Below are 19,059 nucleotides of genomic sequence, written 5' to 3'. Positions count from 1 at the left end.
GGGGCAAACCGTCAGCGGACGCGGCCGCGCTCCCACAGCACGTCGGATCCGCCGTCGGTGCGGTTCAGCACGCGGGCCAGCACGAACAGCAGGTCCGACAGCCGGTTCACGTAGCGCCGCGGCGCGTCGTTGAGCGTCTCGGTGCGCCCGAGCGCGACGATCGAACGCTCCGCGCGGCGGCATACGGTTCGGCACACGTGCGCGAGCGACGCCGCGCGCGAGCCGGCCGGCAGGATGAATTCCTTCAGCGGCGGCAGCGTCGCGTTGTAGTCGGCGAGCCAGCGGTCGAGACGCGCGAGATGCGTGTCGTCGAGCACGGAATGGCCGGGAATGCACAGTTCGCCGCCGAGATCGAACAGGTCGTGCTGGATCGTCACGAGCGCCGTGCGGATCTCGTCCGGCAGCGTTTCGGCGAGCAGCACGCCGAGGCTTGAGTTCAGTTCGTCGACGTCGCCGATCGCGGCGATCCGCGTGTCGTCCTTGCCGATGCGCCGGCCGTCGCCGAGCCCGGTGGTGCCATCGTCGCCCGTGCGCGTGGCGATCTTGCTCAAGCGGTTGCCCATGCGAATGTCCTCTCGTGCGTGGCCGCGACGCGGCCCGGTTGCGTTCGAACGCGATTATCGCAGCCCGCGGAGGCGGGCGCAGCGGGCGTTACAGCGTAGAATGGGCCGAAACCCTGCAGCACGGGAGCCGGGCCGGCGCCAACGCGCTCACCCGGATCGACAAGGAGACGTACGTGAATCACCCTGCCCGGCCGGCCGCCACGCGCCGCCCCCTTCCCCCTGCCATGCTCGATGCGCTGCGCGCCGCCTTCGGCGAGCGCGTGTCGACCGCTGACGCCGTCCGCGCCCACCACGGCCGCGACGAATCGCCGTTCGACCCGCAACTGCCCGACGCCGTCGTGTTCGCGCACAGCGCGGACGACGTGCGCGAAGTCGTGTCGCTGTGCTCGCTGTACAGCGTGCCGCTGATCCCGTACGGCGCCGGCTCGTCGCTCGAGGGCCATCTGCTCGCGGTGCGCGGCGGCGTGTCGCTCGACCTGTCGGAAATGAACCGCGTGCTGTCGATCAACGCCGAAGACCTGACCGTGACGGTGGAACCGGGCATCACGCGCAAGGCGCTCAACGAAGCGCTGCGCGACACCGGTCTGTTCTTCCCGATCGACCCGGGCGCCGACGCGAGCATCGGCGGGATGACCGCCACGCGCGCGTCGGGCACCAACGCCGTGCGCTACGGCACGATGCGCGAGAACGTGCTCGGCCTGACCGCCGTGCTCGCCGACGGCCGCGTGGTGAAAACCGGCTCGCGCGCCCGCAAGTCGTCGGCCGGCTACGACCTCACGCGCCTGTTCGTCGGCTCCGAGGGCACGCTCGGCGTGATCACCGAGATCACGCTGCGCCTGCATCCGCTGCCCGAAGCCGTATCCGCCGCGATCTGCACGTTCCCGTCGATGGGCGACGCGGTGCGCACCGTGATCGAGACGATCCAGATCGGCGTGCCGATCGCGCGCGTCGAATTCGTCGACGCGCTCGCGGTGCGCTCGATCAACCGCCATTCGAACCTGACGCTCGCCGAAGCGCCGACGCTGTTCTTCGAATTCCACGGCACCGAGGCCGGCGTGAAGGAGCAGGCCGAGCTCGTGCAGGCGCTCGCCGGCCAGAACAACGGCCAGGGCTTCGAATGGGCGACCCGCCCCGAGGATCGCAGCCGTCTGTGGGCCGCCCGCCACAACGCGTATTTCGCGATGCTGCAGTTGAAACCCGGCTGCCGCGCGGTGACGACCGACGTGTGCGTGCCGATCTCGCAGCTCGCCGCGTGCGTCGAGGAAACCGAGGTCGACCTGCGCGCGTCGTCGCTGCCCTGCCCGATCGTCGGCCACGTCGGCGACGGCAATTTCCACGTCGCGATCCTGATCGATCCCGACAAGCCCGAGGAAATCGCCGAGGCCGAGCACATCAACGACCGGATCGTCGAACGCGCGCTGCGCCTCGGCGGCACCTGCACGGGCGAGCACGGCGTCGGGCTGCACAAGATGCGCTTCCTGCCGAAGGAGCACGGCGACAACGCGATCGACACGATGCGGGCGATCAAGCTCGCGCTCGATCCGCGCAACCTGATGAATCCGGGCAAGATTTTCACGTGCTGACACGGTGGCGCGATACCGCGCCGCCTGCTGCAGGAGACTCCATGAACGCTCCCGTCGAACTGTCGAGCGCGGCACGCGCGCAGCGCCAGCGCGAAGTCGTGCAGGCGCTGATGGCCGTGCTGCCGACGCACTGCCTGCTGTACCGCGACGAAGACACGGCGCCGTACGAATGCGACGGCCTGTCCGCATACCGCCGCCTGCCGCTCGCGGTCGCGCTGCCCGAAACGGAATCGCAGGTGCAGCGGATCGTGCAGATCTGCCGCCGCATGGAAGTGCCGATCGTGCCGCGCGGCGCGGGCACGAGCCTGTCGGGCGGCGCGCTGCCGATCGCGCTCGGCGTCGTGCTGTCGCTGGCGCGCTTCACGCGCATCGTCGAAGTCGATCCCTACGCGCGCACGGCGACCGTGCAGCCCGGCGTGCGCAACCTCGCGATCTCGGAAGCCGCCGCGCCGTACGGCCTGTATTACGCGCCCGATCCGTCGTCGCAGATCGCGTGCACGATCGGCGGCAACGTCGCGGAAAATTCCGGCGGCGTCCACTGCCTGAAATACGGGCTGACCGTGCACAACGTGATGCGCGTGCGCGCGGTGACGATCGACGGCGAGATCGTCGAATTCGGCTCGCTCGCGCTCGACATGCCGGGCCTCGACCTGCTCGCCGTGATGATCGGCAGCGAAGGGATGTTCGCGATCGTCACCGAGGTCACGGTGAAACTGATCCCGAAACCGCAAACGGCCCAGCTCGTGATGGCGAGCTTCGACGACGTCGTCAAGGGCGGCGAGGCCGTCGCGGCGATCATCGCGTCGGGCATCATCCCGGCCGGGCTCGAAATGATGGACAAGCCGGCCACGCAGGCCGTCGAGTCCTTCACGCATGCCGGCTACGACCTCGACGCGAAGGCGATCCTGCTGTGCGAATCGGACGGCACGCCGGAAGAAGTCGCCGAGGAGATCGTGCGGATGACGGCCGTGCTGCGCGAGCATGGCGCGACACGCATTCAGGTATCGCGCAACGAGAGCGAGCGGCTGCGCTACTGGTCGGGCCGCAAGAACGCGTTCCCGGCCGCCGGCCGGATTTCGCCCGACTATTACTGCATGGACGGCACCGTGCCGCGCCGCGCGATCGGCCCGCTGCTCGCGCGCATCGAACAGCTCGAAACGCGCTACGGGCTGCGCTGCATCAACGTGTTCCATGCGGGCGACGGCAACATGCATCCGCTGATCCTGTACAACGCGAACGATCCGGACGAGCTGCACCGTGCCGAGCAGTTCGGCGCGGAAATCCTCGAATGCTGCGTGGAATTCGGCGGCAGCGTGACGGGCGAGCACGGCGTCGGCATCGAGAAGCTCAATTCGATGTGCGTACAGTTCTCGCCGCAGGAGCGCGATGCGTTCTTCGCGGTCAAGCGCGCGTTCGATCCGGCGGGGCTGCTGAACCCGGACAAGGGCATCCCGACCCGCGCGCGCTGCGCCGAGTACGGTCGCCAGCACGTGCGCGGCGGGCTGCTGCCGCACCCCGACCTGCCGCGCTTCTGAGCCTCACCCTCGGTACGCGGCCCGTGCCGGCGGGCGGGTCGCGGCGGCGGGACGCGCCCGCGCGGCCCGCTCGAGCGACGGCGCAAGCTTGCGGCCTGCAATACGGGGCTTAGGGATAGTCGCGATGTGGATTCGCGCCACCCCGGTACAATCGACCGAACAACAAGTCGAGGCAGCAACAGAACATGGAAGAGGACGACATCGTCGCCGGATGGGCCGAGCGTGTCCGCGCCGCCAGTGCCGACGGCCGGCCGCTGCGGATTCGCGGCGGCGGCACCAAGGACTGGTACGGCCAGGCGCTCGAGGGCGAAATACTCGACACGCGCGCGTTTCAGGGCGTGGTGTCGTACGACCCGGCCGAACTCGTCGTCACGGTCCGCGCGGGCACGCCGCTCGCGCAGCTTGAAACCGTCCTCGCCGAGTGCGGCCAGATGCTGCCGTTCGAGCCGCCGCATTTCGGCCGTGCGGCCACCGTCGGCGGCTGCGTCGCGGCCGGCCTGGCGGGCCCGCGACGCGCCACCTGCGGCGCGCCGCGCGATTTCGTGCTCGGCGTCACGCTGATGAACGGCCGCGGCGAAATGCTGCGGTTCGGCGGTCAGGTCGTGAAGAACGTCGCCGGCTACGACGTGTCGCGGCTGATGGCCGGCGCGCTCGGCACGCTCGGGCTGATGCTCGACCTGTCGATCAAGGTGCTGCCGATGCCCGTCGCCGAAGTCACGCTGAAGTTCGAGATGACCGCGACCGACGCGGTGCGCAAGCTCAACGAATGGGGCGGCCATCCGCTGCCCGTCAGCGCGAGCGGCTGGCGCAACGGCACGCTCGTGCTGCGCCTGTCGGGCGCCGAAGCGGCCGTGAAAGCCGCGAAGACGCTGCTCGGCGGCGAAGTCGTCGACGCGGTCGAGGCCGAGCGCTTCTGGGCCGGCCTGCGCGAGCATACCGACCCGTTCTTCAACGGCATCCCGCCAGGCTACGCACTGTGGCGCCTCGCGCTGCCGTCGATCACCGAACCGATGCACCTGCCCGGCACCCAGCTGATGGAATGGGGAGGCGCGCAGCGCTGGTGGATCACCGACGCCGACGCGCAGACCGTGCGGATGAGCGCGAAGCAGGCCGGCGGCCACGCGACGCTGTTCCGCGCGGGCGACGCGTACGACCGCAGCGCGGGCGTGTTCACGCCGCTCCCCGCCCCGATGATGAAAATCCACCGCGGGCTGAAGGCCGCGTTCGATCCCGCGCGCATCTTCAACCGCGGCCGGCTCTATCCCGATCTCTGAGGGCTCGATGCAAACGAACCTCGCCGATTTCATCCGCAATACGCCCGACGGCGACGAAGCCGACGCGATATTGCGCAAGTGCGTGCATTGCGGGTTCTGCACCGCGACCTGCCCGACCTATCAGTTGCTCGGCGACGAACTCGACGGCCCGCGCGGCCGGATCTACCTGATCAAGCAGATGGTCGAAGGCGCACCCGTCACGCGCAGCACGCAGCAGCACCTCGACCGTTGCCTCACGTGCCGCAGCTGCGAGACGACCTGCCCGTCCGGCGTCCAGTACGGCCGGCTCGTCGAGATCGGCCGCAAGCACGTCGAGGCGCAGGTGCAGCGCCCGGCGCAGCAGCGTCTCGTGCGCCGCCTGCTCGCGAGCCTGGTGCCGAACGAGGCGCTGTTCTCGCCGGTGATGCGGCTCGGCCAGCACGTGCGGCCGCTGCTGCCGAAGCGGCTGCGCGACAAGGTGCCGCCGCGCACGCGGCTGCTCGAATGGCCGCACCTCACGCATACGCGCAAGATGCTGATGCTCGGCGGCTGCGTGCAGCCGTCGATGCTGCCGAACATCAACATCGCGACCGCGCGCGTGCTGGACGCGCTCGGCATCGAGACGGTCGTCTCGCCCGACGCGGGCTGCTGCGGCGCGATCCGACTGCACCTGAACTATCACGACGAAGCGCTCGACGACGCGCGCCGCAACATCGACGCGTGGTGGCCCCATGTCGAACAGGGTGTCGAGGCGATCGTGATGAACGCGTCGGGCTGCGGCGCGACGGTGCTCGAATACGCGCACCTGCTGCGCGACGACCCGGCCTACGCGGAGAAAGCGCAGCGCATCGTATCGCTCACGCGCGACATCTCCGACGTGCTGCTCGCGTTCGAGGCCGAGCTCGCGACGCTCGCGCGGCGGCGCGCGATCCATACGGTCGCGTACCACCCGCCGTGCACGCTGCAGCACGGCCAGCAGTCGCGCGGCAAGGTCGAACGCCTGCTCGAGACGCTCGGCATCGACGTGCGGCTGCCGGCCGACAGCCACCTGTGCTGCGGGTCGGCCGGCACCTATTCGCTGACGCAGCCGTCGCTGTCGTACCGGTTGCGCAAGCAGAAGCTGCTGAAGCTGCAGGCGCTCGAACCGCAGATGATCGTCTCCGGCAACATCGGCTGCATCGCGCACCTGCAAAGCGGCACGCAGATTCCGGTCAGCCACTGGATCCAGCTCGTCGAGCATCTGCTGTACGGCTAGCGCGTGCGCATACGAATGACGGGGGGACGCAGGGCGTCGCGCACGGCGTCCGTATAATGGGCGAATCGATGCGTCGCGTGCCGCGGCGCATCCGCACCATGCCCGCTTCCGTGCCTGCTTTCGTGCCCGTCATGTCCGATCTCGCCGCCCGTCTCGCCTCCGTTCATCGCCGCATCGCCGACGCCGCCCGCGCGGCCGGCCGCGATCCCGCCACCGTGTCGCTGCTCGCCGTGTCCAAGACGTTTCCCGCCGACGACGTGCGCGCCGCGCATGCGGCCGGGCAGCGTGCGTTCGGCGAAAACTACGTGCAGGAATCGATCGACAAGATCGACGCGCTCGCCGACCTGCGTGCGGACCTCGAATGGCATTTCATCGGGCCGCTGCAATCGAACAAGACGCGCCCCGTTGCCGAACGCTTCGACTGGGTCCATTCGGTCGACCGGCTGAAGATCGCGCAGCGCCTGTCGGAACAGCGCCCCGCGCACCTGCCGCCGCTCAACGTGTGCGTGCAGGTGAACATCAGCAGCGAGGCGTCGAAGAGCGGCGTTGCGCCGGCCGACGTGGCCGAGGTTGCGCGCGCGGTCGCCGCGCTGCCGTCGCTGCGGCTGCGCGGGCTGATGGCGATTCCCGAACCGGCCGGCGACACCGACGCGCAACGCGCGCCGCATCGTGCGCTGCGCGCGCTGTTCGACACGTTGCGCGCCGACGGCCTGCCGCTCGACACGTTGTCGATGGGCATGTCCGCCGATCTCGACGCGGCCGTGCTCGAAGGCGCGACGATCGTGCGCGTCGGCACCGCGATCTTCGGCGCGCGCGATTACTCGCACTGAACGCCACGCCCTTTTACGCCTTTCCGTTCACTCACTCGCTCAATCCGACATCATGAAAATCGCATTCATCGGCGGCGGCAACATGGCCGCGGCCCTGATCGGCGGCCTGATCAAGCGCGGCGTCGCCGCTGACGGCCTGTATGCCATCGACGTCAACGAAGAGGTGCGCACGCGCGCCGCCCAGCAGTTCGGCGTGCGCACCGGCGCGGCCATCGACGCGACGCTCGCCGACTACGACGCGGTCGTGCTCGCGGTGAAGCCGCAGGTACTGAAGGACGTCGCGCAGGCGCTCGCGCCGCACCTGAAGACGCAGCTCGTGATCAGCATCGCGGCCGGAATCCGCGGCAGCGATCTCGCGCGCTGGCTCGGCGACTACGCACGCGTCGTGCGCACGATGCCGAACACGCCCGCGCTCGTCGGCATGGGCGTGACGGGCCTCGCGGCGCTGCCGGGCGTCGACGCGGCGGGCCGCGAACTCGCGTCGAACGTGCTGGGTGCAGTCGGTGAAATCGTGTGGTTCGACGACGAGTCGAAGCTCGACGCCGTCACGGCCATTTCGGGCAGCGGCCCGGCCTACGTGTTCTATTTCATCGAAGCGCTGCAGGAAGCCGCGCGCCAGCTCGGCATGAACGACGAACAGGGCCGCGCGCTCGCGGTCGCGACGTTCACGGGCGCCGCGCAACTCGCCGCGCAATCGGGCGAGCCGGCAAGCGTGCTGCGCGAGCGCGTGACGTCGAAGGGCGGCACGACGGCCGCCGCGCTCGCGTCGTTCGACGCGCAACACGTGAAGGATGCGATCGTGCGCGGCGCACTCGCGGCCGAAGCGCGCGCGAAGGAAATGGGCGACGAGCTCGGCCGCGCATAAACGCGCCGGCGGTGCCGGCCCGGCGCACGCTTCATGCGTTGGGCGCCCCGCCCCGTCATGCTGACGTGCACGAACAACAAAAAAGCGGCCCAGGCCGCTTTTTTGTTGGTACCGCGTCCCGCACCGCCTACCGCCTGCGGTGAGACCGCGACATTCAGCTCCCCGCCAGCAGGTAATGCACGGCGATCCCGGCGAACAGCACGCCGCCGAGCCAGTTGTTGTGCCGGAATGCCGCGAAGCACGGCATCCGCTCGCGGTCCTTGATCAGCGTGTAGTGATACAGCGCGCAACCGACCGCCGCCGCCCAGCCGGCCCAGTATGCGAGGCCGAAGCCGAGCGTCACCCCGATCCACACGTAGATGCCGAGCGTCACCGCGTAGCACAGCATCACGGCCGCGACGTCGAAGCGGCCGAACGTCAGCGCGGACGTGCGGATGCCGATCTTGATGTCGTCGTCGCGATCGACCATCGCGTATTCGGTGTCGTACGCGACCGACCAGAAAATGTTCGCGACCAGCATCACCCACGCGATCGTCGGCACCGTGTCCTGCACGGCCGCGAACGCCATCGGGATGCCGAAGCCGAATGCGATGCCCAGATAGGCCTGCGGAATCGCGAAGAAGCGCTTCATGAACGGATACGAGCCCGCGACGAACAGCGCGACGACGGACAGCTGCTTCGTCAGCGTGTTGAGCGGCAGGATCAGCAGGAACGAGATGAAGGCGAGCCCGACCGCGATCGCGATGGCTTCCCATGCGCGGATCTTGCCCGACGTCAGCGGCCGGTCGGCCGTGCGCTTCACGTGGCGGTCGAAGTCGCGGTCGGCGTAGTCGTTCATCGCGCAACCGGCCGAGCGCATCAGCAGCGTGCCGAGCGAGAAGATCACGAGCAGCGGCCAGCGCGGATGGCCGTCGGACGCGATCCACAGCGCGTTGAGCGTCGGCCACAGCAGCAGCAGGCTGCCGATCGGCTTGTCCATCCGGACGAGCCGCAGATACAGGGGAAAGCGGGCAAGCATGGCGAAGCACCGGGAAGATAACCCCGGCATTTTAGAGCCGAGCGGTGCTTCGCGTCATGTCGGCGCGGCCCGCGGGCGATCACGGCCGGACGCCGGCGCGCGGCCCGCGCCCGCTGCACGTGGCCGAGCCGCAACGCGCATCAATCAAGGGACAGAGCCGGCGCCCGGCACGGATCCGCGCCGGGCGCCGGACTGGGTTCGGCCCGGCGGCGGTGGATCAATCAGGGCCGGAGTCCCGATGCGCAGGCCTCGGCCAGCCTGCCGCGCGTTGCGCGCCTATGCGAGCAGCGACCGCAGCATCCACGCGGTTTTTTCATGAATCTGCAGACGCTGCGTCAGCAGGTCGGCGGTCGGCTCGTCGCTCGCCGCATCGGCAAGCGGAAAGATCGCACGCGCGGTGCGCACGACGGCCTCGTGCCCTTCGACGAGCTGGCGGATCATGTCTTCCGCGGCCGGCACGCCCTTCGCTTCCGGCACCGACGACAGTTTTGCGAAATCGCCGAAGGTGCCCGGCGCGACGACGCCGAGCGTGCGAATGCGCTCGGCCACCGAATCGACCGCGAGCCACAGTTCGTTGTACTGCTCCTCGAACATCAGGTGCAGCGTGTTGAACATCGGCCCCGTGACGTTCCAGTGGAAATTGTGGGTCTTCAGGTACAGCGTGAACGTGTCGGCAAGCAGGTGCGACAGGCCCTCCGCGATCTTCTTGCGGTCCTTGTCGCTGATGCCGATGTTGATCTGGGCAGCTTGAGCTTTCCTGGCCATGTTCGGACTCCTTATTCAATGAAGCAGGGCAACGAAAGTGAATCGGGACTACCTGCCTATTGATACCACACCTGCCGCACGCGCGTGGCGAGCGAAACGCCGCGCTCAGGCGGCCGCGATCGCGTGCAGCGCCTGCGACACCAGTTCGGCCGCACCGCCGATGACGATGGCGGATCCGACAACGTATCGCGCGACCTCGCCCGGCGTCGCCAGGGCAGCACGCATGTTCTGCATCATTTGCGTCATGATCGTCACTCCTTCAACAAAACCCAGGGTCGGGAGAAACGGCCGGCCGGACGACCGGCCGTTTCCCGTTACTGCCTCACCGCACTACCGCGCGGCGACGCTTACGCGAGGTCGAAGCGGTCCAGGTTCATCACCTTGTTCCAGGCCGCGACGAAGTCGTGCGCGAACTTCTCCTTCGCATCCGCGCTGCCGTACACCTCGGCCAGCGCACGCAGTTGCGCATGCGAGCCGAAGATCAGGTCGACGCGCGAGCCCGTCCACTTGACCTGGCCCGTCGCCCGATCGCGCCCTTCGAACACGTCGTTCGCGGCCGACACCGGCTTCCATTCCGTGCCCATGTCGAGCAGGTTCACGAAGAAGTCGTTCGTCAGCGCTTCCGGACGGTCGGTGAACACGCCCCGCTTCGCATCGCCGGCGTTCGCCCCCAGCACGCGCAGGCCACCGACGAGCACCGTCATCTCGGGCGCGGTCAGCGTCAGCAGTTGCGCCTTGTCGACCAGCAGCGCCTCGGCCGGCGTCTTGTACGCGCTCTTCAGGTAGTTGCGGAACCCGTCCGCCACCGGCTCGAGCACGGCCATCGCCTCGACATCAGTCTCTTCCTGCGACGCATCCGCACGGCCCGGTGCGAACGGCACCGTCACGGCGATACCCGCATTCTTCGCGGCCTGCTCGACGCCGGCCGCACCGGCCAGCACGATCAGGTCGGCGAGCGACACCTTCTTGCCGCCCGTCTGCGCATCGTTGAACGCCTTCTGCACGCCCTCGAGCGTCTCGAGCACCTTCGCGAGCTCAGCCGGACGGTTCACTTCCCAGTCCTTCTGCGGCGCCAGGCGGATCCGCGCACCGTTCGCACCGCCGCGCTTGTCCGACCCGCGGAACGTCGCAGCCGACGCCCAGGCGGTCGACACGAGCTGCGACACCGACAGGCCCGTGGCCAGCACCTTCGCCTTCAGCGCCGCGACGTCGGCTTCGTCGATCAGCGGATGATCGACGGCCGGGATCGGGTCCTGCCACAGCAGGTGTTCCGCCGGCACGTCCGGACCGAGATAGCGGGAACGCGGGCCCATGTCGCGGTGCGTGAGCTTGAACCACGCGCGTGCGAACGCGTCGGCGAACTCGGCCGGGTTCTCGTAGAAACGGCGCGAAATCTTCTCGTAGGCCGGATCGAAACGCAGCGACAGGTCGGTCGTCAACATCGTCGGGCGATGCTTCTTCGACGCGTCGAACGCATCCGGAATCACTTCGCCTGCGTCCTTCGCGACCCACTGGTGCGCGCCGGCCGGGCTCTTCGTGAGCTCCCACTCGTAGCTGAACAGGTGCTTGAAGAAGTCGTTGCTCCACTGCGTCGGCGTCGAGGTCCACGTGACTTCGAGGCCGCTCGTGATGGCATCCTTGCCCTTGCCCGTGCCGAACGTGCTCTTCCAGCCGAGCCCCTGCTCCTCGAGGCCCGCGGCTTCCGGCTCGGGGCCGACGTTCGACGCCGGACCGGCGCCGTGCGTCTTGCCGAACGTGTGGCCGCCCGCGATCAGCGCGACCGTCTCTTCGTCGTTCATCGCCATGCGCGCGAATGTCTCGCGGATGTCATGCGCGGCGGCGACCGGGTCGGGGTTGCCGTCCGGGCCTTCCGGGTTCACGTAGATGAGGCCCATCTGCACCGCGGCGAGCGGGCTTTCGAGCTCGCGCTTGCCGGAGTAGCGGCTGTTCGGGCCGCCGCTCAGTTCCAGCCAGATCTTTTCCGAACCCCAGTACACGTCGTCCGGTTCCCACGTATCGACGCGGCCGCCGGCGTAGCCGAAGGTCTTGAAGCCCATCGATTCGAGCGCGACGTTGCCGGTCAGGATCAACAGGTCGGCCCACGAGATGTTGCGGCCGTACTTCTGCTTGATCGGCCACAGCAGGCGGCGCGCCTTGTCGAGACTGACGTTGTCCGGCCAGCTGTTGAGCGGCGCGAAGCGCTGCTGCCCGCCGCCCGCGCCGCCGCGGCCGTCGGCCGTGCGGTACGTGCCGGCGCTGTGCCAGGCCATGCGGACGAACAGGCCGCCATAGTGGCCGAAGTCGGCCGGCCACCAGTCCTGCGACGCCGTCATCAACGCGTGCAGGTCCTTCTTCACCGCCTCGAGGTCAAGCTGCTTGAACGCTTCGGCGTAGTCGAAATCCGGGTCCATCGGATCGGACAGCGCCGAATGCCGATGCAGGACGTTCAGGTTCAGCTGATTCGGCCACCAGTCCTTGTTCGTCGTGCCGCCACCAGCGGTGTGGTTGAACGGGCACTTCGTTTCGTTCGACATGCTTTTTCTCCTTGTCTTGCTCATAGGCCCCCACGTGCCAGGCGCGGTTCGTGGAGCATTGCGGGGGGATGAAACGGAACAGGCGGTTCCTCCTGTCGTACTACGGGACGTCGTGCGCGGCCTGCGACCCGCGTTCCCGCTGCGACGCGCCGCAGGCGGCGCGCTCGGGAACGCGGCTGCCGGCGGTCGTCGTGCCGGCGCCGCGGGCAGCTTTTCGGGTATCGGACATGCAATGCTCCCTCATGGCTCGGCGGCAGTTAGTCGGGGGCACACAGGACCGGCGTGCGGCGGCACTCATCCGCCATACACACGGTCCGCCAGGTACGCGAACGCAATCGGACGCAGGCTGCGAACCGCCGCCCTGGCGCGATGTACGACCGCGTCGCGCGACGGGATGTTCCGCTGCGCGTGCTGCAATACCGACCGCATCATGACATCCTCCTTTGACGCTTGCATTCAACGTGCTGATCGGTCGTCGACCTCACGCCGATCCATGGAGAAGATTCTATATAGATCTATCGATCAATTGAATTTGATAAATTTCATCTATTCGATAGAGAAAAATAAACGGGGTCGCAAGACCCCGTTCATCATGCTGCCACACGCGCATGGCGCAGCGTGCTCAGTTCATCGTCGCCGGCATGTCGAGCTTCGCGACACCCGGCAGCTCGCACGCGGAAATCGCGTCGCTGATCGCGTCGATCGCGGGCATCCGCGTGAAGCTCTTGCGCCACACGAGCACCACGCGGCGGTCGGGCACCGGCTCGTTGAACGGCACGTATGACAACAGTTCGGCATCGGGGCCGTTCGCGCGCGGGCCGACCTCGGCGACCGACATCCGCGGCAGCACGGTGATGCCGACACCGCTTGCGACCATGTGGCGGATCGTCTCGAGCGACGAGCCCTCGAAGGTCTTCTGGATGCCGTCGGCCGTCTGCGAGAAGCGCATCAGCTCCGGGCACACGCCGAGCACGTGATCGCGGAAGCAGTGGCCGTTGCCGAGCAGCAGCATGGTTTCCTGCTTGAGATCCTCGGCATCGATTTCCTCGCGCTTCTCCCACGGATGGCCGGCGGGCAGCGCGACGACGAACGGTTCGTCGTACAGCGGGCGCACCATCAGGCCGGTTTCCGGAAACGGCAGCGCCATGATCGCCGCGTCGATCTCGCCCTGCTTGAGCAGTTCGAGCAGCTTCAGCGTGTAGTTTTCCTGCAGCATCAGCGGCATCTGCGGGACCCGCTGGATCATCTGTTTGACGAGCGTCGGCAGCAGATAGGGCCCGATCGTGTAGATCACCCCGAGGCGGAACGGGCCGACCAGCGGATCCTTGCCCTGCTTCGCGATCTCCTTGATCGCGAAGGTCTGCTCGAGCACGCGCTGCGCCTGCGTGACGATCTGGTCACCGATCGGCGTGACGCTCACTTCGCTCGCGCCGCGTTCGAAAATCTGCACGTTGAGCTCGTCTTCGAGCTTCTTGATCGCCACCGACAGCGTCGGCTGGCTCACGAAGCATGCTTCGGCCGCGCGGCCGAAATGCCGTTCGCGCGCGACCGCGACGATGTATTTCAATTCAGTCAGCGTCATTGTGGGTCAATCAGAGATATACAAGCGATAGGTTTAATTTATACACCCTGTGACACCGGTTCGCCAAGTTTCTCTGCATCGGAATGCGTCAAACGGCGGTTTTAAATCCGGCCCCGACCTGCGGATCAGGCCTTCAGATACTGTTCCCGCGCGCCGAGCCAGCGCGCGAGATGCTGCGTGACGACCTCCGGATACGCGGCAATCAGCCGCGACGCGGCTTCCCGGGCCGGCTCGATCAGCCAGCCGTCGGTCTCGAGGTTCGCGAAGCGCAGCATTGCCGCACCCGATTGGCGTGCACCGAGGAATTCGCCGGGGCCGCGGATCTCGAGGTCGCGCCGTGCGATCTCGAAGCCGTCGGTCGTCTCACGCATCGTCTTCAGCCGCTCGCGGCCCGTGAGCGACAGCGGCCCCGTGTACAGCAGCACGCATACCGATGCCGCGGTGCCGCGCCCGACCCGGCCGCGCAGCTGGTGCAGCTGCGCCAGGCCGAAACGCTCGGCGTGCTCGATCACCATCAGCGACGCGTTCGGCACGTCGACGCCGACCTCGATCACGGTCGTCGCGACGAGCAGCTGCACGTCGTTGCGCGTGAACGCTTCCATCACGGCCGCCTTGTCGGCCGGCGACAGCCGGCCGTGCACGAGCCCGACCTTCAGCTCCGGGAGCGCGGCGGCCAGCGTCTCGTAGGTCTCGACGGCCGTCTGCAGCTGCAGCGTCTCGCTCTCCTCGATCAGCGGGCACACCCAGTACACCTGGCGCCCGGTCAGCGCGGCCTCGCGCACGCGGGCGATCACCTCCTCGCGCCGCGCATCGCCGACGAGGCGCGTCAGCACGGGCGTGCGGCCCGGCGGCAGCTCGTCGATCGTCGAGACTTCGAGATCGGCGTAATACGTCATCGCGAGCGTGCGCGGAATCGGCGTGGCCGACATCATCAGCTGGTGCGGCTGGAAGTCGCGCGCGCCGTTGGCCGCATTCGCGGCCTTCGCACGCAGCGCGAGCCGCTGCTCGACGCCGAAACGGTGCTGTTCGTCGACGATCACGAGGCCGAGCCGCGCGAATTCGACCGTGTCCTGGATGATCGCGTGCGTGCCGATCACGAGCTGCGCGGTGCCGAGCGCGGCCGCCTCGATCGCCGCGCGCTTCTCCTTCGCCTTCAGGCTGCCCGCGAGCCACGCGACCGTGACGCCCAGCGGCTCGAGCCACGCGCGCAGCTTGCGCGCGTGCTGTTCCGCGAGGATTTCGGTGGGCGCCATCAGCGCGGCCTGGTAGCCGGCGTCGATCGCCTGCGTGGCGGCCAGCGCCGCGACGACCGTCTTGCCGCTGCCGACGTCGCCCTGCAGCAGGCGCTGCATCGGGTGCGCAAGGGTAAGATCGTTCGCGATTTCGTCGACGACGCGCGCCTGCGCGCCCGTCAGCGTGAACGGCAGTGCGGCGTAGAGCCGGGTCGTCAACGCATCGGCATCGCTCGCGCTGCGGCGCGGCATCGCGGGCGCCGCACGCGTGCGGCGCTCCTCGTGCGCGCGCTTGAGCGACAACTGCTGCGCGAGCAGCTCTTCGAACTTGATGCGCGTCCACGCCGGATGCGAGCCGTCCATCAGCGCGGCTTCGTCGGAATCGACGCGCGGGTGGTGCAGGATGCGCACCGCCTGCTCGAGCGTCGGCACGTCGAGCGGCTTCAGATAGTCGCGCTGGATCTCGGGCGGCAGCAGCTCGGGCAGCGGCGTGCGCTCGACCGCGTTCTCGATCGCCTTGCGCAGATAGGCCTGCGACACGCCGGCCGTGCTCGGATAGACGGGCGTGAGCACTTGCGGCAGCGGCGCATCCGCTTCGACCACGCGCACCGCCGGATGCACCATCTCCATCCCGAAGAAGCCGCCGCGCACGTCGCCGCGCACGCGCAGCCGCTGGCCGACGGCCATCTGCTTGACCTGCGAGCCGTAGAAATTCAGGAAGCGCAGCACGAGCTGCTCGCCGTCGTCGTCCTGGATCTTCACGACCAGCTGGCGGCGCGGCCGGTACGCGACCTCGCTGTCGAACACGACACCTTCGGTCTGCGCAATGCCGCCCGGCAGCAGCTCGCCGATCGGCGTGAGCGTGGTTTCGTCCTCGTAGCGCATCGGCAGATGCAGCACGAGATCGATCGAGCGCGTGAGGCCGAGCTTCGCGAGCTTGTCGGCGGTCTTCACGGGTTTATCGGCGGCGGGCTTCTTCTTGCGCTTCGCGCCGGCCGCGCCTGCCGCGTCGCCGTCAGCCGCGCCATCGGCATCGGGCGCGGCGGCGGCCGGTTGCGCGAGCCTGCCGTCGGCGCCGCGCTTCGGGCCGGCGCGGCGCGGTGCGGCGCGCTCGGCGGAATCACGCTCGCCCGCGCGTGGCGCGGGCGGCGCGACATCTTCCGCGTCGAACGGATCGGCGGAATCGGCAACGGCTGCGGGGGAACGGCGTGGTGACACAGGCATCGGATCGTCTGGGTGCTTCGCAAGGCAAGTACAATAGCGGCTTTCACGTCGTCCGAACGAACGACGCCGGCCAGGCCGCGCATCCCGCCATCATAGCGGCTCGCGCGCCCGATTTACGCGTTTCCGCCCTGCCGGCGACGCCCGCCGGCCGCTTCGAACCAGCCCGCATGTTCACGCTTTCCGATTTCGATTTCAATCTGCCGCCCGAGCTGATTGCACAAACCGCGCTGCCCGATCGCACCGCGAGCCGCCTGCTCGAGGTCGACGGCACCGTCGCGCCCGCCCGCCTGGTCGACCGCCATTTCACCGCGCTGCCGTCGTGCATCGCGGCCGGCGACCTGCTCGTCTTCAACGATACCAAGGTGCTGAAGGCGCGTTTCTTCGGCCAGAAGGCCAGCGGCGGCAAGATCGAGGTGCTGATCGAGCGCGTGACCGGCACGCACACGGCGCTCGCTCAGATCCGCGCGAGCAAGTCGCCGGGCGCCGGCACGACGCTGCGGCTCGCCGATGCGTTCGACGTGACGGTGGGCGAGCGAGTCGACCCGTTCTTCACGCTGACCTTCCCCGCGCCGTGCCTCGACCTGATCGAGCAGTACGGCCGCCTGCCGCTGCCGCCCTATATCGAGCACGATCCGGATGCGACCGACGAGACGCGCTACCAGACCGTCTACGCGAGCAACCCGGGCGCGGTCGCTGCTCCCACGGCCGGGCTGCACTTCGACCAGCCGATGCTCGACCGGCTCGACGCGATGGGCGTCGAGCGCGCGACGCTGACGCTGCACGTCGGCGCCGGCACGTTCCAGCCGGTGCGCGTCGACAACATCGCCGAGCACAAGATGCACAGCGAGTGGTACGACCTGCCGCAGTCGCTCGTCGACAAGATCGCCGCGACCCGTGCGCGCGGCGGCAACGTGATCGCGGTCGGCACGACGTCGATGCGCGCGCTCGAAGCCGCGGCGCGCACGGCCGACGAAGCGGGCCGCCCGCTCGCGGCCACGCAGGCCGAGACCGACATCTTCATCACGCCCGGCTATCGTTTCCGCGTGGTCGACCGGCTCGTCACGAACTTCCACCTGCCGAAGTCGACGCTGCTGATGCTGGTGTCCGCGTTCGCGGGCGTCGAGACGATCCGCGCCGCGTACCGGCACGCGATCGCCGAGCGCTACCGCTTCTTCAGCTACGGCGATGCGATGCTGCTCACGCGGCGCGACACGCCGGAGGCGGCGAGCGCGTAAGCGCGGCACGGAGACCGGCCGCCGTACCGAATGGCCAGGTTCCGCTTTCACGTTGTGCGTGCGATGCTCGCACGCACCCGCTTTCCCCGCCGCCGGATTCCCGGCGGCGTTTCCAACATGCGCCGGACTTGCGATCCAGAGTTAGCGCTTTAGCGGTTACTCTGGTCCCATGCAGAGCAGCCCGGTAGCAAGGAGCATCCAACGATGACCGAAGGTTCATCCCACGATACGCACGCTGATACGCACACCCCCGTGCAGGACCGCCCGGCGAACGGGCTCGAATTCGAACTGCTGACGACCGACGGCCATGCGCGCCGCGGCCGCGTGAAGCTCAACCACGGCGTGGTCGAAACGCCGATCTTCATGCCGGTCGGCACGTACGGCACCGTGAAGGCGATCCAGCCGCGCGAGCTGCACGAGATCAAGGCCCAGATCATCCTCGGCAACACGTTCCACCTGTGGCTGCGCCCGGGCCTCGACACGATCGACGCGCACGGCGGCCTGCACGCCTTCATGGGCTGGAACAAGCCGATCCTGACCGACTCGGGCGGCTTCCAGGTGTTCTCGCTCGGCGACCTGCGCAAGATCACCGAGGACGGCGTGACGTTCGCGTCGCCGATCAACGGCGACAAGCTGTTCCTGTCGCCGGAAGTGTCGATGCAGATCCAGAAGGTGCTGAACTCCGACGTCGTGATGCAGTTCGACGAGTGCACGCCGTACGCGACCAACGGCGTGCCGACCACGCACAAGGAAGCGGCCGACTCGATGCGCATGTCGCTGCGCTGGGCGAAGCGCTCGCTCGACGAGTTCAACCGGCTCGGCAACCCGAACGCGCTGTTCGGGATCGTCCAGGGCGGGATGTTCGAGGACCTGCGCGACGAATCGCTCGCGGGCCTCGCGGAACTCGGCTTCCACGGCCTCGCGATCGGCGGGCTGTCGGTCGGCGAGCCGAAGGAAGACATGATGCGCGTGCTGCGCCACGTCGGCCCGAAGCTGCCGGCCAACAAGCCGCACTACCTGATGGGCGTGGGCACGCCGGAGGACCTGGTCGAGGGCGTCGCCAACGGCGTCGACATGTTCGACTGCGTGATGCCGACCCGCAACGCGCGCAACGGCTGGCTGTTCACGCGCTTCGGCGACGTGAAGATCCGCAACGCGACGCACAAGAACTCGCTGAAGCCGCTCGACGCGAGCTGCACGTGCTACACGTGCCAGAACTTCTCGCGCGGCTACCTGCATCACCTGCACCGCGTGGGCGAGATCCTCGGCGCCCAGCTCAACACCATCCACAACCTGCACTACTACCTGCAGCTGATGAGCGAGATCCGCGAAGCGATCGAGACCCACACGTTCGACGCGTTCCGCCAGCGCTTCGCGGAGGATCGCGCCAGAGGGGTCGACTGACGGGCGGTCGAGCCGCCCTTGATAAGACAAGCACTAAACGGATCGAAAATCTTTTGGGACTCGTCCTAAACAAGCGCGTCCCAACTGCCGCTCGGAACCGACAAACATTACAATCGCCTTTCCATTCAAGTCGCAACGGTACCGGTTCACGCTTTAACAGCTTGATCCGAAAGCGCATTTG

The 19,059-nt window shown here is 68.2% G+C and carries 16 protein-coding genes; 8 read left to right on the top strand and 8 right to left on the bottom strand.

Translation table 11 applies throughout. The features are described 5' to 3' along the window. Positions 1 to 11 precede the first annotated feature (11 nt). Positions 12 to 563, bottom strand: coding sequence for a cob(I)yrinic acid a,c-diamide adenosyltransferase (locus tag CFB47_RS03565; RefSeq protein ID WP_089460436.1), 552 nt, complete (start codon positions 561 to 563; stop codon positions 12 to 14). A 173-nt stretch (positions 564 to 736) separates the two neighbouring features. Between CFB47_RS03565 and CFB47_RS03560 the strand changes: the two genes are divergently transcribed. The 6 genes from CFB47_RS03560 (at position 737) to proC (ending at position 7,884) form a co-directional block, all read left to right on the top strand. Next, positions 737 to 2,146, top strand: a complete 1,410-nt coding sequence (locus CFB47_RS03560) for an FAD-binding oxidoreductase (protein WP_089461336.1) — start codon at positions 737 to 739, stop codon at positions 2,144 to 2,146. Between the two features lie 41 nt (positions 2,147 to 2,187). After that, complete coding sequence (locus CFB47_RS03555; RefSeq protein WP_069247182.1) at positions 2,188 to 3,681, top strand: FAD-linked oxidase C-terminal domain-containing protein; 1,494 nt, start codon at positions 2,188 to 2,190, stop codon at positions 3,679 to 3,681. A gap of 185 nt (positions 3,682 to 3,866) precedes the next feature. Continuing rightward, on the top strand, positions 3,867 to 4,955 hold the full coding sequence (gene glcE, locus CFB47_RS03550) for a glycolate oxidase subunit GlcE (protein WP_089455610.1): 1,089 nt from the start codon (positions 3,867 to 3,869) through the stop codon (positions 4,953 to 4,955). Between the two features lie 7 nt (positions 4,956 to 4,962). Then, the gene (gene glcF, locus CFB47_RS03545) at positions 4,963 to 6,189 is read left to right on the top strand and encodes a glycolate oxidase subunit GlcF (protein ID WP_089455609.1); all 1,227 of its coding nucleotides are present in this window, start codon (positions 4,963 to 4,965) and stop codon (positions 6,187 to 6,189) included. Positions 6,190 to 6,320: 131 nt separating this feature from the next. Beyond that, on the top strand, positions 6,321 to 7,019 hold the full coding sequence (locus tag CFB47_RS03540; RefSeq protein ID WP_089461335.1) for a YggS family pyridoxal phosphate-dependent enzyme: 699 nt from the start codon (positions 6,321 to 6,323) through the stop codon (positions 7,017 to 7,019). Between the two features lie 52 nt (positions 7,020 to 7,071). Continuing rightward, positions 7,072 to 7,884, top strand: a complete 813-nt coding sequence (gene proC / locus CFB47_RS03535; protein WP_089439267.1) for a pyrroline-5-carboxylate reductase — start codon at positions 7,072 to 7,074, stop codon at positions 7,882 to 7,884. 154 nt (positions 7,885 to 8,038) lie between these two features. On the opposite strand, the gene ubiA is transcribed toward proC, so the two are convergent. The 7 genes from ubiA to recG all read right to left on the bottom strand — a co-directional run bounded on the left by ubiA (position 8,039) and on the right by recG (position 16,239). Further along, a complete protein-coding gene (ubiA, locus tag CFB47_RS03530) occupies positions 8,039 to 8,902 on the bottom strand; it encodes a 4-hydroxybenzoate octaprenyltransferase (protein WP_089424539.1) in 864 nt (287 codons plus the stop codon). A gap of 276 nt (positions 8,903 to 9,178) precedes the next feature. After that, positions 9,179 to 9,667, bottom strand: coding sequence for a non-specific DNA-binding protein DpsA (gene dpsA, locus CFB47_RS03525; RefSeq protein ID WP_089439266.1), 489 nt, complete (start codon positions 9,665 to 9,667; stop codon positions 9,179 to 9,181). Between the two features lie 105 nt (positions 9,668 to 9,772). Beyond that, on the bottom strand, positions 9,773 to 9,913 hold the full coding sequence (locus CFB47_RS41060; RefSeq protein ID WP_179243613.1) for a hypothetical protein: 141 nt from the start codon (positions 9,911 to 9,913) through the stop codon (positions 9,773 to 9,775). 101 nt (positions 9,914 to 10,014) lie between these two features. Next, a complete protein-coding gene (katG, locus tag CFB47_RS03520) occupies positions 10,015 to 12,201 on the bottom strand; it encodes a catalase/peroxidase HPI (protein ID WP_089460435.1) in 2,187 nt (728 codons plus the stop codon). Positions 12,202 to 12,301: 100 nt separating this feature from the next. Then, the gene (locus CFB47_RS41630) at positions 12,302 to 12,430 is read right to left on the bottom strand and encodes a hypothetical protein (RefSeq protein ID WP_256946636.1); all 129 of its coding nucleotides are present in this window, start codon (positions 12,428 to 12,430) and stop codon (positions 12,302 to 12,304) included. Positions 12,431 to 12,823: 393 nt separating this feature from the next. Continuing rightward, positions 12,824 to 13,783 (bottom strand): hydrogen peroxide-inducible genes activator, encoded by a 960-nt coding sequence (locus CFB47_RS03515; RefSeq protein WP_043189592.1) that lies wholly within the window; start codon positions 13,781 to 13,783, stop codon positions 12,824 to 12,826. Between the two features lie 125 nt (positions 13,784 to 13,908). Further along, the gene (gene recG, locus CFB47_RS03510; protein ID WP_089460434.1) at positions 13,909 to 16,239 is read right to left on the bottom strand and encodes an ATP-dependent DNA helicase RecG; all 2,331 of its coding nucleotides are present in this window, start codon (positions 16,237 to 16,239) and stop codon (positions 13,909 to 13,911) included. A 167-nt stretch (positions 16,240 to 16,406) separates the two neighbouring features. Between recG and queA the strand changes: the two genes are divergently transcribed. Continuing rightward, complete coding sequence (queA, locus tag CFB47_RS03505) at positions 16,407 to 17,474, top strand: tRNA preQ1(34) S-adenosylmethionine ribosyltransferase-isomerase QueA (protein ID WP_089455605.1); 1,068 nt, start codon at positions 16,407 to 16,409, stop codon at positions 17,472 to 17,474. 204 nt (positions 17,475 to 17,678) lie between these two features. Continuing rightward, positions 17,679 to 18,878 carry a tRNA guanosine(34) transglycosylase Tgt gene (gene tgt, locus CFB47_RS03500; protein WP_089460433.1) on the top strand — a complete coding sequence of 400 codons (1,200 nt, stop codon included), beginning with the start codon at positions 17,679 to 17,681 and terminating at the stop codon, positions 18,876 to 18,878. Positions 18,879 to 19,059: the final 181 nt, after the last annotated feature.

It is taken from the genome of Burkholderia sp. AU27893 (assembly GCF_002223205.1).
Lineage (GTDB): Bacteria > Pseudomonadota > Gammaproteobacteria > Burkholderiales > Burkholderiaceae > Burkholderia.
This window is presented reverse-complemented; position numbering and strand designations above follow the sequence as displayed.